This window comes from bacterium (assembly GCA_022616075.1).
Lineage (GTDB): Bacteria > Acidobacteriota > HRBIN11 > JAKEFK01 > JAKEFK01 > JAKEFK01.
Map to the genome: position 1 here is coordinate 1 of JAKEFK010000087.1, position 15,263 is coordinate 15,263.

A 15,263-nucleotide genomic window follows, 5' to 3' on the forward strand; every position below is an offset into this window, starting at 1 on the left:
ACGATTACGATCCACGATTAAGACCGGCTGGGGAAATTCAGTTGCATGACCATCCTGTAAACAAGATCGGACATCCTCTCTAAAGTTTTTTCCGACAAAAATTCGGACCGGTCTGACGCCGTATGATAATGTCTGAAAATTTTAGGAATCATCGGCAGGCGAAAGAGCCTCCATGCCGCATACCGAAGCAATAGAGACTTGTAAGTTCCTTCGCTGAACTGGCGAACACGCTCTCTTTCATTCCAGTGGAAGCTTGTAAAACAATAGCTGTCAAGCAGACCGGCTCTACGAAAGGGCAAATAGTCCGCATAAAAACCGGGTATTCGTTTTCCGAAATCCCATGGCATCTTCAGCCTGTCCATCATGTTTGTAATCTGTTTCAGAATCGGCTGATCCTCAATGCCTTCGACTGGCCAGATTCCGACAGCATCTCCCATTCCGCACATCTCGAAATCCAGAACAGCATGAAGATTCCGCACGCCAAATTCTTCGACGTAAATTCTCGACCCCACCGGTTCGTTCCAAAGGTGAGTCGGTTCCTCATCGTCAAAGAAGACAATCCGCAGGTGATACTCGAGCGATTCCAGTTGGAGTCTTTCAGCGGCATCAATCAAAACGGCGATAGCAGAAGCATCATCATTGGCGCCAGGGCTGCCGGCAAAACAATCATAGTGCGCCACCAGAAGAATGGACGGATCGGGAACATCGTTAATATCAACGATGATGTTGCAGCCACTCTGGCCTGAGTAGATGTACTCCTGCAGTTGAAAGTCCCATTTGCGGAGCGCCATCTGTTGCAATAAAAGCTCTCTGCGCCGGAGGTCGGTTTGCCCTTCCAGATGCCGGATCAGGTCGAACATTTTCATACTCACCCATCCTAGTTCATAACCGCTAAGTCGCCAAGACGCCAAGCTAAAAATAGCTCTTCATTCTTGGCGAACTTGGCGTCTTGGCGGTTGTATTATGATACGTATATGACAGATGATCATTCGCTGGCTATGTTTGTGGATTTTGAAAACCTAGCAATTGGATTGCGCGATCGTCCACGCGTGCGCTTTCAGATCGATCTTGTTCTGAAGCGATTGGTGGAAAAGGGCAAGGTAATCGTCAAAAAGGCTTATGCAGATTGGTACAGTTACGATGCTTACAAAAAGGATTTGCATGAAGCTGGCATCGAATTGATTGAAATTCCAAGGCGGGGTCATGCTGGCAAAAACTCTGCGGATATACGCTTGTGCGTTGATGCAATGGACCTTTGTTATTCCAAACATCATATCGATACGTTTGTGATTCTCTCAGGAGATAGCGATTTTTCACCCCTTGTTTCAAAACTAAAAGAGAATGGCAAACACGTCATTGGACTTGCGATGAAAGACGCAACCTCAGATCTGCTTGTTGCCAATTGCGATGAGTTTATTTACTACGAAGATCTGGAAAGGCCGATTGGTCAGGCTCCGGCGATTCGAAAGGATCTACCCAAAAAAAGGAAACAAGCGTTTCAGCTTCTAGTCGATGCAATCGATGGATTGGTTCGTGAGAATAAGGAAGTTCTTCACTCCTCCATGATTAAGGATTCCATTAAACGGAAACTTCCTTCATTTAATGAGTCCTATCATGGGTATCGTAGTTTCACCGATCTATTGGAAGATGCAGAGAAGAACGGTGTGATTCAGCTAAAAACCGATCCGCGCTCCGGAACTTATGTCGTAACTGGTTTCGGAAAACAGGATTAACCGCTCTTTTAACGAAGCGTTAACTGCCCCATGGCATGTCTCAATTCTGAAACAGAACAGTTGTCGTCGGCATAAAGTCTATTTTTGGATCAAAATTCCGGGTTTCACAATGGACTCTGTCGCATCAATGTAACAGGCCCAGTCGTTTCTCCGTCACAAACTCCGCACTTCCGAGATGGCATAGGGCTTGCTAATAGGTCTATTGCTGGGTTCGGAAAATGGCGTATTAGCGAAATAATCTGCCTCCGAAGCGTGGCAAATTCCAGGAGGTTGCCGGAGATATCATGGACTTTCCTTGGAGAGGGGACTTCGAAACTTGGCGGCCTCCTGGCTTTTTGATTAGCCGGGACTGTTTTCATTGGCTCGGTGGAGATTGATTAAAAAGAGGCTGAGAGGTAAAGGGAAGGAATTAACTTTGCCCTTTTTGATTGCTGGCCTTCTTCCCCTGGTAGGCCGGCATTGTAAGTCGTTACCTTTCACAAATCGCTACAGGTGGGGACGCACTCCCCCGCGTCCCTGCCACCCTCCTGAAAATACGCTCAGTCTTTTCGTTTTACTAGATGCAGTTTTTCGTTGAAGTAAATAGACACAAACAGTGCGTAGAGTCTGGACATTATTTTTTGAGGGTGCGGTAGGTGAAGTTTGAGAAGCACGGACCGAAAATAGCGCTTTACTCCCCGGGCATGGTGGGATTGGGGCATATTCGTCGCAATCTTGCCATCGCCGAAGTCCTTACACAGACACCGTTAAATCCCGCAATTTTGCTGATAGCCGAGAATCGCGAGGCTGCTGCGTTTCCTATTCCCAAAGGTGTCGATTGCCTGACCTTACCTGCATATAAAAAGGATGCAGACGGAATAAAAACCCCGCGTTATCTCGACATTGAACTGGACGAATTGATTCGGCTCCGTTCAAAGATTATTCAGGCAGCCATTGAGGAATTTAATCCCGACGTGTTTGTGGTAGACCATCTTGCTCGTGGAGCTTTCTGTGAATTGGACGGAACTCTGGAAGCGCTGAAACATATGGGGAACACCAGGTGCGTTCTCGGATTGCGCGACATCATAGGCGATCGCGATCTTGTCCGCGCGACGTGGAACCTTGATGGCACAGAAAATAGGATCCGCGATTACTACCATTCGGTTTGGGTTTATGGTGATTCTAGAATTTGCAACTTACGGAAGGAATACGATTTGACCTCCGATGTTGCGGCGAAGATCTGTTATACGGGTTATCTGGACCGAAGCGTAAGACTGGAACAGGCCCGAGAGCAAAACCACGATCCCTATCCTGGTTTGAATTTGCCTCCCGGACGTCTCGTGTTGTGTTTAGTGGGAGGGGGTCAAGACGGAGCGCATCTCGCCTGCACCTTTGCCATGTCGCGTTTGCCGGAAGACATGAATGGAATTATTGTTTGTGGCCCTTTCATGGCAGAAGAAGAGCAAAAAAAATTGAAGGAAATAGCTTCCGGAAATTCGAACTTGCGGATTCTGCAATTCATCGGAGAACCGATTTTGCTTTTGAATCGTGCAGATCTCATTATCGCGATGGGCGGATATAACACAGTTTCTGAAATTCTTTCTTTTGAGAAAAGGTCACTAATCGTGCCAAGAACAAAGCGTGCGCCCGAACAGTCGATACGTGCCGACCGTTTGCAGCGGTTGGGTTTGATCGACTCGCTGCCTTGCGAACAACTCACTCCTGATGCATTGACATGGTGGTTGCACCGAACGGATTCAGGTCCGGTCCGTGTCAGGGACAAGATTTGCATGGATGGCCTGAAGCGGCTTCCCTCTCTACTGACTCAGTTGATTCTCTACACCTCGGGGGAGCCAGCGCGCATCGGAAATTTCTCCAGGGCAGTTCAATAAAAATGCGAGTTGCTTATATCTTAAAAAGGTATCCACGCTATTCTGAGACCTTTGTTGTCAATGAGATCCTTGCTCATGAAAGGGCCGGATCGGAAATCCATATTTTTTCATTACTTTCGCCTGAAGATACGCATTTTCAGGACATCCTATCGAAAGTGCGGGCACCGGTTACTTATTTGACTGCCGGCAGATTAAACGCAACTGATTTCTGGATGGCGATCCAGGAGACCTCGCAGGTGATTCCGGATTTATTCCAAACTCTCAGAGTCGCAAGGGGTGAGGAAGTGCGTTATGTCCATCAAGCGATCCTGCTTGCACGCGAAATCCGGTCTAAGAAGATTGAGCACATTCATTGTCACTTTGCATCAGCGGCAACGAGTGTTGGACGATTAGCAGCCCACTTTTCCAGTGTGCCTTATACGTTTACGGCCCATGCGAAAGACATCTTCCATCAGGATGTTCAGCGGCGTGATCTGGAAACAAAATTTCAGGACGCGGATGCTGTTATAACGGTGTCCCAATTCAACGTTCAATATCTGAATGAACTATTAGGACACCAATCGAATCTGCATCGTATTTACAATGGACTGGACTTAAGCAGGTTTCCGTATTCCTCTCCAGCGTGCCGAGCTTCTGAAATCATAGCTGTTGGACGACTTGTGGAGAAGAAAGGATTCGATACTTTAGTAGAAGCATGCTCATTTCTAAAAGATCGCGGCACGGAATTCCAGTGCAAGATCATAGGCGCGGGAGAGTTGGAGCAGGCTCTTGCTTCACAGATTCGAACACTGGGATTAGAGAAACGGATTGAACTGACCGGCCCTCTTCCCCAAAACCAAGTGATCCAGTTGATTCAGGAAGCTTCCGTTCTTGTGGCTCCTTGTAAGAACGGTTCAGATGGGAACAGAGATGGTTTGCCCACCGTTTTGTTGGAATCAATGGCATTAGGAACGCCTGTTGTATCCACTGAAGTGTCCGGAATTCCCGAGATTCTGACGGATAGCGCGACCGGTCTTCGAGTGCCACAGCGCGATGCCGGCAAACTTGCTGCGGCTATCTTAAAGTTGCTTCGCGATCCCGGTCTTCGCATGCGTTTGGCTTTGGCAGCGAGAGAACGAATTGAACGGGATTTCGATATTAGCAAGAACGCTGCTGAGCTTCGCAAGTTCTTTGATGGGCATCGAAACAATAGCGCTGTTAAAGCTGATCCAATCACTTTCGATAACCTGCGGAACTTGGTGTATTTCTGAAAACGGAGAATTGCAATGAAAACGAAATGGTTCCTTTGTTTTCTGATTTTTTCCTTCGTCGCCGCTACTTCCGGTTTTGCGTTCACGGTGATTCTGAAAACCGGGAAGCGGATTGACGGTACCTGGCTCGGTGAAGATGAGTCTCGAATTCAACTTCGAGATCAGGAAGGGACAGTATTGAGTATCCGGAAAGAACTGATCGATTTGAAATCGATGTCGACAGCTTCCCGCGTACAACAGAGTTCCGCTCCGAAAGTTATTCCTTCCGTGGTTATGGGTTCGCTAGAAATAAACAAACCTGAATCCTCCAGCACACCGCAGGCAATTGCTCCAGCAGAGAATCAATCCCTACAGCCGGGAAACTCCAATGTTCCGGGGGACGTTTCTTTGTCATCCGAAAAACAAACATTTGGCAAACATCTTGTTTTTGGAGCGAACATCTCCAGTTCATACGACAGCAACATCAACCACGACTCGGAAGACCTGGTTCGTTCGACGGGAATGGTTTACGGAGCTTCTGTTCGTTTCCGTACCAGTAAACATCGTCCTTCCTTTTATCTGGACTATCAGATTGCCAAACATGAATACACACAAACGGATGTTTGGGACCGTGTTAGCCAGAATATACAGGCCATCTATCGCCGCGACCTATCAAAACGATTGGAATTTCTGGCGCGTGGCGAAATTGCCTTCAGCGGTTCTTCGGAAGACCGGGAGCGGGGCGACATCTATTTGTTCAGCCCTGCGCTCTCGTACTCTTTTGAGAATAGTTATGCATTGCAATTGTTTGCCGCACATCGTCTGAAGCGATTTGAAGAGGATATCAATAACCGCAACTCGACAAATCGCTATATCGGCTTGGTTCTGGAAAAACGATTCGGAAGACATCAGCTCGAAACCCTGTATCGGTACGAAACAAATGATGCGATCGATCCACGTTACGACTATTGGACTACAACATACAGCGTGCAGTACACGCTCCCGATTCGGAAGTTGAGGTCAAGTTTTGAAGTAAGCTTCAAGCCCCGTAAATACGAGAGTCGCACCTTTGAGATTGAGCTCGATGATGACACCGAGATTGAAGTGTTGCGAGAAGACAAAAAATGGAGCTTTGAAGCGGATGTCGCCATTCCGATCGGCGATCATTTGCGTCTGATTCCCTGCTATGAGTATGAAACTCGTACATCGAACGATCCGGACAAACACTATCACGCTCATCTCTTTACGAGCCGCTTGGTTTACTGGTGGTGATTTGAAATGAAAAGTATTCCCACCGCAAACGGCTCACCACGCATCGCTGTTTTTACGCATGACGCCTATGGCCTTGGCCACATCCGGCGTTGCTCCCATATCGTTCAAAAACTTTCTGAGAGCGCTCCGAATTCTTCGATTCTATTAGTAACTGGTTCTCCCGCAGTTCAGATGTTGAAGTCATTTCCACCCAACGCGGATTACGTGAAGATTCCTACTGTCGTGACATCAGGCGTTCAGGGATCGAAACCTCCGATGCTTTCGATTGGTCTTGCCGAGCTCTCCTTACTGCGACGCCGCATGATTCAAGAAACAATTACGACTTTTGCTCCCGATGTATTTCTTGTTGATAACTTTCCGCTCGGCTCCAGACTGGAGCTTCTGCCAACTTTGATGGAACTCCGGAAAAGCTCCACCCGAATTCTATTAGGACTCCGCGATGTCGCAGATCCACCGCAACAACTGAGGAACGACTGGAGCCGTGACGGCATCTATGAAGTACTGGAACGCTACTACGATCGTATTCTTGTTTATGGTGTGCCGCAGGTGCTCGATGTCGTTGATGCTTATGGCTTCAGCGATCATTTGGCTTCGAAAGTTCATTATTGTGGTTATGTGACTGCGGAATCTTTTTGCCTGCAACCAGCGGAAGAAGTTCGGGAAGATCTCGGATTCGATGGACCCTTTGCCGTTGCGACTGTAGGTGGTGGCGGAGATGGATTTCCACTCTTAAAAATCTTTCTAAATGCCATGCGGTTGTTACCGGAGATATCGGCCTTCGTGATTCTTGGTGAATTTATGAGCGACGCCGATAAAAGCGAATTGCGCATGCAAGCGGAGGGTCTCAAACGGATTGTCATAAGAGATTACGTTTCGAACCTTCCTTCGTACATCGCCGCAGCAGACGTGACGATTGCGATGGGTGGATACAATACCACTTCTGAAATTCTTGCGCTGGACGCGCCCGCGATTCTCGTGCCTCGTATCTGGCGCTCCGGTGAGCATAGAAATCCAAAGAAATATTCAGGGCGTCAGGATGCGGAGCAACTGGTCCGTACGCAAGCTCTTGCACAGATCGGTCTCGTTGAATCCATTCATCCGGACCAGCTCAATCCCGAAAATCTGGCTGCGCGAATTGCAAACTTCTTGCACAATCCGAGAAAGACCCGTGGATCTCTGCTCAAACTGAATGGTCTGGAAGAAGTTTGTGACCAGATACTATCCCAGGCTGAAATTCAACACGAAAGAAGAGAAGTCCGTGGGTAGACTGAAGGTTGGTTATGTGCTGAGAAAATTTCCCGTTCTGTCGGAAACTTTCATCTTGAACGAAATTCTTGCACTGGAAGCGCAGGGTATTTCGGTTACGATCTTTTCTATGTACCATTCCAATCCTCCACGGTTTCACGAAGATCTTCCAAAACTCAAAGCGACGGTTTATTACATTCCGGAGATTTTGGAACCGGCTAACTGCATGAAGTACGCCTCCCAGGCGGCTCGAAGATTTGGAAAGAAATTTACCAGCGCGTTGCGGTCGGTTCTTATTAAAGCAAATCCCTCTCTTTTATGGCGTTTCCTGCAAAGCACATATGTTGCCGATAAAGCAGCCCAACTGCGGCTGAGTCACCTGCACGCGCATTTCGCGAGCAGAGCTTCTACGGTAGCGCAGCTGGCAGCCAGGATGAGCGGAATACCCTATAGCTTTACCGCACATGCTTTCGATATCTTCTCCCACAATGTAAAGAGGAAGGTACTGGCCGACAAAATGGGAAACGCCAAATTTGTGGTTACCGTTAGCGACTTTAACAAAAAGTATTTGGAAAGCGCGGTGAACGGCGCTTCTTCACGCTTATCTCGAATCTACAACGGCATCGATATGACTCGTTATTCTCCGAATGATGAAGTCCCCGCCGGGCCTTTTTCCATAGTGTCCGTGGGCCGGCTTGTTGAGAAGAAAGGCCATTATCTTTTGATTGAAGCATGCGCTCACCTGAAGCAGAAAGGCATCGATTTCGTTTGTCAGATCGTTGGTACCGGACGCTTGAGGTTGGATCTGCAGGCTCTGATTGAAAAATCAGGCCTGAAGGAACAGGTGCGTCTATTGGGAACTCATACTCAATTGGAAGTTGTAGCGCGATACCGCGCAGCCCACATTTTTGTGCTGCCGTGCCGGGTGGATTCGGAAGGGAACCGTGATGGGTTGCCGGTCGCGATTGTGGAAGCGCTGGCTTGCGGGCTACCTGTAGTCACCACTCCCACTACCGGAATACCCGAAGTCATCAAGCATGGCGTCAATGGACTTCTGATTCCGGATAACGATGTGATTGCGTTAGTGGAGGCGATCGAATCGTTAATCCAAAATCCCTCTTTTTATCATCAGCTTCGAAGTAATGCCCGGGAGTCTGTCCTGCGAAACTTTGACATACGTAAGACAGTTCTTGCCATACAAAAGCTGTTGGATCCGCAAAGGTTGATTCATGAAGATTTGTTTTCTTAGCGCTGATCGCGGAATTACCTTTTCCAAACACAACGGCGCAACTGCGCATGTTCGCAGTCTTGCGACCACTTTTGCAAAACTCGGTCACGAAGTAACTGTGGTAACGCCATCGGAAGGCGGATCCGATCTTGGTCTTCCGATAATCCGAATTCCAACGCCTCAGATTCTGGATGTACTGCTGACAAACACCGTGCGTTACGGCTCTGCTGCTGATCCAAAGAGCGCGGAGCAAACAGGCAAACGGATGATTCATGCGCTCGGTCACGTCTGGAACAATGTCGAGGTCGAATGTACTCTAAGCGAGCTGTTTTCCGGGAATCAATTCGATTTCCTTTTCGAAGTTTACAGCCCGTTCGGCATTGCAGGTGGAATCATAGCCGGAAAATTCGGTGTTCCTCACATCCTGAACGTCCATGCTCCTCTCGCATGGGAAGGAATTCACTACCGGAAGCAGGCGCTGGCCGAAGCGGCTGTTGCAACGGAAGAAATCGCATTTCAATATGCGCAACTAATCATTACGAATTCGAGAGAAATGCGAAGTGATTTGATTGGCGCTGGAGTTCCCGCTGAAAAAATCAGAGTTGTGCCGAATGGCGTTGACACTGAATTGTTCGCGCCTGAAGGGGTTACGTACAGGGATAGTTTGTCGGGAAAAGTGACGCTTGGTTTTGTTGGAAGCTTGAAAGCATGGCATGGTATCGAAGTGATGATAGAAGCTTTTCGCCAACTCGTTCCGGATCCACGAATTCATCTCCTGGTGGTCGGAGACGGACCACTGCTGAAAACTCTTCAAAAGTTATCGAAGGAATTTCCTGGCCGAATAACTTTGACAGGCGCAGTTCCCATGGTTGAGGTGCCCTCTTACGTTCGAGCCATGGACATAACGCTGGCTCCTTATCCGCCGCTCGAGCGGTTTTATTTTTCTCCGCTGAAAATTCTGGAGTATATGGCTGCCGGAAAAGCAGTTGTTGCTTCTAACATCGGACAGATTCATGAAATGATCCGTGATGGTGAAGATGGCCTCCTTGTTCCGGCTGGAGATGCAACAGCTCTCGCCGAAACAATACGGAGTCTTGTGAAGGATCGGGAGATGCGAAATCTTCTCGGATGGAAAGCGAGAAGATCCGCGTGCAGGCAACATACATGGCTGCAGCGCGCCGGCGAGGTGATAACGCTGGCTCAAACGATCCATAGGCCATGAGATCGATTGCACAGATCTGGAAACAAAAAACCGGTCGGTGGCGCTCTTTCGCCAGCGTAGCTCATCGTTTCGTTCGCTATATTCGAAAACAAATTCCGCAGTTGATTCTGACGCTCGTTTGCGGACTTGGTTATACGCTGATGCGAGTCCTCGAACCGTGGCCCCTGAAAATGATTTTCGACAATGTATTGTTGATGAAGCCATTGTCCGGTGCGCTCCAGTGGCTTCCTGCGGAGCGTTTCCAGCTTCTGTATTCTCTGATAGGAGCGACAATTTTTCTCGCGGTTCTCCGCGGAATCTTCTACTACTATCAACAGCTCTTGTCTTCTCTGGTGGGAAATAAAGTCGTTTCAGAATTGCGGACCGACTTGTACGTTCACTTGCAGCGTCTTTCGTTCAGTTTTCATGATAGACGAAAGACCGGCGACCTCCTCACTCGTCTGACTTCGGATATCCAGGTGCTCCGCGAAATACTCGTTTCCATGCCGCTTACCGTCTTAGAGGAATTGCTTCTCCTTTTAAGTATGGCCATCGTGATGTTCCTGATGGATTGGCGTTTAACTGTTGTCTCATTATTTGTTTTGCCGGCGCTTGCTCTTTTCTTAAAGAGTTATCGCCATCCGATGAAAGAACAGATGCGAAAGCAACGGGAACGAGAGGGTCGTCTTGCAACTCTTGCATCCGAGGTGTTTGGTGCAATCAAGGTTGTTCAGGGATTTCGACGAGAGGAATACGAAGTAGAGCGTTTCGGAAAGCATAACAAGAAAAGTTTGCGTTCAGGACTTAGAGCCGCCCGGCTGGAGGCCAAAATGAACTGGGCCACAGAACTGGCCGTTTCCACTATCACCGCGCTGGTTCTGGCTATCGGCGTGAACCGAGTTTTGGCCGGATATCTTACGCCGGGAGATTTGCTGGTTTTTGTTGCATATCTAAGAACTTTTTACCGCCCTTTGCGCAGGATCTCACGCATGGCGGAACGATCAGCAAGAGCAACTGCGGCCGGGGAGCGGATCCTGGAGATGCTGGAAACCGAACCGGCCGTGAGGGATAAGCCGGGCGCGATGCGAGCGCCAAAATTCAGTGGTTCCATCTCCTTTGAACACGTTACGTTTCGGTATGCGAAAAATATTCCGGCACTCATCGATGTGCATTTTGAAATCAAACCGGGTGAACGGGTCGCAATTGTTGGACCGACAGGGGCAGGAAAGAGCACCCTTGCCAGTCTGATCCCTCGTTTCTACGACCCAACGCATGGGCGTGTCTGCATTGATGGTTACGATATCTGTGATCTCATGCTGGATTCCCTGCGAAACCAGATCAGCCTGGTGTTTCAGGAACCGGTTTTGTTTGCTGCATCGATCTTTGAAAATATCGCTTACGGAAAAGCCGCCGCTACAAACGAAGAAGTAATTCAGGCAGCAAGCCGGGCCGGCATTGACCGGATCATACAGTCTCTTCCGGAGGGATATAAAACAGTCATTGGTGAACGTGGAGCGACGCTCAGCGGAGGCCAGCGCCAGTGCGTTGCGATCGCGCGCGCAATCATCCGCGATGCTCCAATCGTAATTCTGGACGAACCGACCACGGGCTTGGACTCGTACTCATCCTCTTTAGTCCTCCAGGCACTCGATCGCTTGATGGAAGGACGTACTGTGCTCATGATCAGCCATCAATTGCGAAGCGTCCAGGAAGCGGACCACATTCTGGTAATCGGTTCTGGTACTGTTGTGCAAGAAGGTACGCACGTCGAATTGTTCGCGCGTCCAGGGTTGTATCGCAGTTTGGTTCTGGAAAGCGGGGAGTTCCTTTTATGAAAATATTCAACGATGCCGCAGGCCTTAATCTATCTCCTGCTCTTGATGTGACTCCAGTTTTAGAAGAATTGCGGCTCACGCTGCCTGATTGTAAAGAAGGATTGGAGATAGTTGACGCTAGAATTCAGGATGTTCAATACAAGCCCGGCATTACGTGTCGAATCCTTTACAAACTCAAATTGCGCCACAAAAAATACGGTCGCACAGGTCATCAATATTTATCCGCGCAGCTGCTGGGAAGTCAGGAGAATTTTCCTGCGGCTCCGGAACATCTAACAGGCCGGTACAACCCCAAAGAAACGGAACTCATTGCAACACCACTCATTCACTTACACAACAACAAGATGGTTTTGTATTCATTTCCGATTGATCCTGCGTTGCCTGCATTGATGGATGTGCTGGACGCGGATTTGCTCCGGGAAGGCTTGAAACGGATGTGGGCCCGCAGGAATGTTCACGTTTTGAATGCCGTTGTAGATTTGCTGTCTTACACTCCGCAAGCTCGCGCTGCCATCATTACCGAGGTGCTTTGCGAGAGCAGGGACCGCCACGAACCCGAATTGCGACGACTGGTTGGAAAAATACATGCCTACAAGAAGCCCTCGTCGATTTTTGCGGGATCCTGGGCGCTCTGGCGGGCTTTGAATCGGCGGATCAAATTGGCGCCGCCGATTGGATATGTTTCATCACTGAATCTGACTTTGCAGGAACAGGTACGCGGTCAGCGCTTGCCCGATCTGGCACATAAGGGAACATTTGTGAAGCCGGTGCGTCATGCGGCACGCGCGATCGCTGTGGTTCATTCGCTGGATATTCCTTTGAATTCAGTTCGTACGCCGGAAAAGGAGGCATCAGTTGTCCACCGCTGGAAACCGGTGCTCATGGCAATCTGTCCGGAGCGATCTAAGGATATAGAGAGGCTCTGCAATCAGGTGGCGGAAGATTTAAACTGCCGTGCAAAAATAAGCGGACCGGTCCACGGAGACTTTCATCCAGCAAATGTTATGTGGGATGGTCGCGATGTGACTCTGATCGATCTGGATGAAATGTCTTACGGCGATCCCCTTCTTGATATAGGACGATTCCTTGCTTCCTTGCGAGTCTCAGCCTTGCGAGTTTCATCGGATCATTCAGCTCTTGCCGGCATACAGGAAGCATTTCTCGAAGAATACTTCCGCAAAATGTCCGGTGATGAAAAAAGCGTCCGGCTTTTTGAAGCTGCATCCTTATTAATTGCAGCTGCCTCTCCTTTTCGCTTGCAAAGGCCGGGATGGAAGGAATCAACGGAAATGCTGATTGAAGAAGCAGATCGTGTTTGGAAAATTTCGGGAAGAGGATCGTTTTCCACAGTGAATTCCAATATCCAGATGGAAGTTCCTCAAAATCAATCCGCATGGATGAAAGATGGCGTTTACATGCAGTCCATGCTTGATGAAGCAGTAAAAAATGTTTATGGAGCGGAACTAACTTATTGCCGGATAAAAGACGCGGAACCACCGGCCGTGGCGCGGTACGATTTGCGAGGTCATCAGGGAGCAAAGAAATGGGGTGTATCGGCTGAAGCAGTATGTCGCGCAGGAAAAGGAGCACGCACTCTTGTTCACTTCCTTTCAGAATGCCGTCGAATCAAAGAAACACAACCGGACTCGAACTTACCCATCCTGCCACTTCCGATCTGTCACCTGAAGTCTTTTTCTATGATTATTCTTGAAATCCCTGAGGGCATTCCACTGTCCTCCATGACCTCGAATAGCGAATCTTTTCGAGAAGAGGCAGCACGGTTGGGCGCGACGTTAGCCTCCCTACATGAACTGGAAATCGATTTGAAAACGAGCCTGTCGATAGGAGACTATCTCATCGGAATTCAAAAGAGGATAACAAAGTTGCAGGACCTGCGACCTGACCTCATACAAAAAATAAATTATTTGTTCGATCAGCTGCGCAAAGATATAAAAAGGGTCGAGCGATACTCTCCTGTTTTGCTCAAATTGCATCCGGACGAGATTCTGATTGATGCTTCTGGAATTGCGTTTAGACGGATTGAAAGAATGACGATGGCACATCCTTATCTGGATTTGTCTGAGTTAATAGGGCGAATGGCCCTGATTGGAATTCGCGAGGACAACGCATCGATGATCAGGACCTGGATTGAGCGTCTCTTAGAGGCCTATGGGATATCGGACTCCGATCGATATGATTTGGCAGCTTTTGAAATTGGAGCATTGTTGCGCCTCGCAAGCAAGCAAGTGGAACAACATCCAGACGGTTTGATTGTTGATTCGCTAATCGATAGTGCCCTCGTACGCCTCTCTTCGCTCTAACATCCGAGGGGCGGCGTTCCATTTGTGTGACACCTACGAATGTGGTGTCATATTCATCGAACCGAGGGGGACAATGTTTGAGAAGTGATCCGAAAGCCTGCGTGTCACACAAATGGAACATCAGGAAGGGGTCTCTCGACGGCAATTTCTGTAGCGCTGATGGTACAAATCCTGCTAAGGGCAAAGTTGGTCGCTTCATGGGAAGGTGAAAAACGAGCGAATTCCCCTATTCGTAAGTTGGCGTGGCTTTGCCTCCTGAAGAAAAAACGCCTAGAAACCTTCCACTCTCGCTTATTGCCAGGGGCGCATCCCCCAGCGCCCCGCTTTCTTTTTTCTACTCCCCGGGTGCTTATCTTGAGCCGTTTGAAACTTTACCCCTATTCAGGACTTACCAGTGGCATTTGAGGTCTTGGAATCTTATCAGTTCGTTCGAGTAATTTCTTTATTCGGTAAGTAAGAAACTCCGGAATCGCATCTTTGCTGATGAAACCATTCGCGCCCAGATCATGCAGAATCTGTGACTCCGCCTGGTTATACGCGGCGCTTGTGACGAGCACAGGTATGTGTTTGTAATTTTTGTAATGATGGCTGGTTTTCAATGCTCTCAATACTTCAAAACCGCTCATTTTCGGCATGAGAAGATCCAGCACAATCACATCCGGATGCTCTTCGGAAATTTTTCGGAGTCCCTCTGCTCCGTCCTGTGCGGTCACAACTTCGAAACCGGCTTTTGATAGCAGCTCTTGAGCGATTTTTAGAAAAGGTACAGTATCATCAATGACGAGAATCCGGGTGGTGTGTGACGTTCGCGGAGTTGTTGTTGAAGAAGAAGTTTGGATTTCGTCAGACAAGTTCAATCGAACAATTTGTTCACAGCTTAAGCAAAGGTATCGAATGGTTTTTTCTTTCATCTCAGGAGTGGTCAACCGGATCCGGGAGCCACAATTCGGGCACTTTAGTAGCATGCTGACTTGCTCTTCTTCAAGAAACGTACCATCCACGTTGCTTGTAACTCTGACGACGACAAACTGGAGCCGGAGGGCGATAACTCGTCAGAATTCTCGAATCAAAATGCGTCAAAACGCCACATATTCAGAAATGAATTGTCACGTAAAAGTCATATGTGTCTCACCAACGTGACATCGTTTCGGTGGCAACCGAATCTCTTGCGCGCTTTGCACCTTTTAACCTATGATATGTCATCACGCGCGACGCGCAGACGCGATCGGCAGACGCGCGACGCGATAGACGCATTGAGCCGTTAGCTCAGGTGGTAGAGCATCTGCCTTTTAAGCAGAGGGTCGCTGGTTCGAGTCCAGCACGGCTCA

The 15,263-nt window shown here is 48.6% G+C and carries 11 protein-coding genes and 1 tRNA gene; 10 read left to right on the forward strand and 2 right to left on the reverse strand.

Features of this window, described 5'->3' with window-relative positions:
• Positions 1-17 precede the first annotated feature (17 nt).
• Positions 18-866 (reverse strand): M28 family metallopeptidase, encoded by an 849-nt coding sequence (locus L0156_07670; GenBank protein MCI0602878.1) that lies wholly within the window; start codon positions 864-866, stop codon positions 18-20.
• 108 nt (positions 867-974) lie between these two features.
• Between L0156_07670 and L0156_07675 the strand changes: the two genes are divergently transcribed.
• From L0156_07675 to L0156_07715, 9 genes are all read left to right on the forward strand, one after another.
• Positions 975-1,733, forward strand: a complete 759-nt coding sequence (locus L0156_07675; protein MCI0602879.1) for an NYN domain-containing protein — start codon at positions 975-977, stop codon at positions 1,731-1,733.
• Between the two features lie 635 nt (positions 1,734-2,368).
• Positions 2,369-3,604, forward strand: a complete 1,236-nt coding sequence (locus L0156_07680; protein MCI0602880.1) for a glycosyltransferase — start codon at positions 2,369-2,371, stop codon at positions 3,602-3,604.
• A gap of 2 nt (positions 3,605-3,606) precedes the next feature.
• On the forward strand, positions 3,607-4,854 hold the full coding sequence (locus L0156_07685; GenBank protein ID MCI0602881.1) for a glycosyltransferase family 4 protein: 1,248 nt from the start codon (positions 3,607-3,609) through the stop codon (positions 4,852-4,854).
• A gap of 15 nt (positions 4,855-4,869) precedes the next feature.
• A complete protein-coding gene (locus L0156_07690; GenBank protein MCI0602882.1) occupies positions 4,870-6,105 on the forward strand; it encodes a hypothetical protein in 1,236 nt (411 codons plus the stop codon).
• Positions 6,106-6,111: 6 nt separating this feature from the next.
• Complete coding sequence (locus tag L0156_07695) at positions 6,112-7,371, forward strand: hypothetical protein (protein ID MCI0602883.1); 1,260 nt, start codon at positions 6,112-6,114, stop codon at positions 7,369-7,371.
• Positions 7,313-8,599, forward strand: coding sequence for a glycosyltransferase family 4 protein (locus L0156_07700; GenBank protein ID MCI0602884.1), 1,287 nt, complete (start codon positions 7,313-7,315; stop codon positions 8,597-8,599). The genes L0156_07695 and L0156_07700 overlap by 59 nt, the downstream gene beginning before the upstream one ends.
• Positions 8,580-9,800, forward strand: a complete 1,221-nt coding sequence (locus tag L0156_07705) for a glycosyltransferase family 4 protein (protein ID MCI0602885.1) — start codon at positions 8,580-8,582, stop codon at positions 9,798-9,800. Before L0156_07700 ends, L0156_07705 begins: the two co-directional genes overlap by 20 nt.
• The gene (locus L0156_07710; protein MCI0602886.1) at positions 9,797-11,614 is read left to right on the forward strand and encodes an ABC transporter ATP-binding protein/permease; all 1,818 of its coding nucleotides are present in this window, start codon (positions 9,797-9,799) and stop codon (positions 11,612-11,614) included. The genes L0156_07705 and L0156_07710 overlap by 4 nt, the downstream gene beginning before the upstream one ends.
• Positions 11,611-13,935 carry an aminoglycoside phosphotransferase family protein gene (locus L0156_07715; GenBank protein ID MCI0602887.1) on the forward strand — a complete coding sequence of 775 codons (2,325 nt, stop codon included), beginning with the start codon at positions 11,611-11,613 and terminating at the stop codon, positions 13,933-13,935. The genes L0156_07710 and L0156_07715 overlap by 4 nt, the downstream gene beginning before the upstream one ends.
• A 377-nt stretch (positions 13,936-14,312) precedes the next feature.
• Here the strand turns inward: L0156_07715 and L0156_07720 are convergent, their stop codons facing one another.
• On the reverse strand, positions 14,313-14,936 hold the full coding sequence (locus tag L0156_07720) for a response regulator (GenBank protein MCI0602888.1): 624 nt from the start codon (positions 14,934-14,936) through the stop codon (positions 14,313-14,315).
• Between the two features lie 254 nt (positions 14,937-15,190).
• Here L0156_07720 and L0156_07725 point away from each other — a divergent pair.
• A tRNA-Lys gene (locus tag L0156_07725) sits at positions 15,191-15,263 on the forward strand.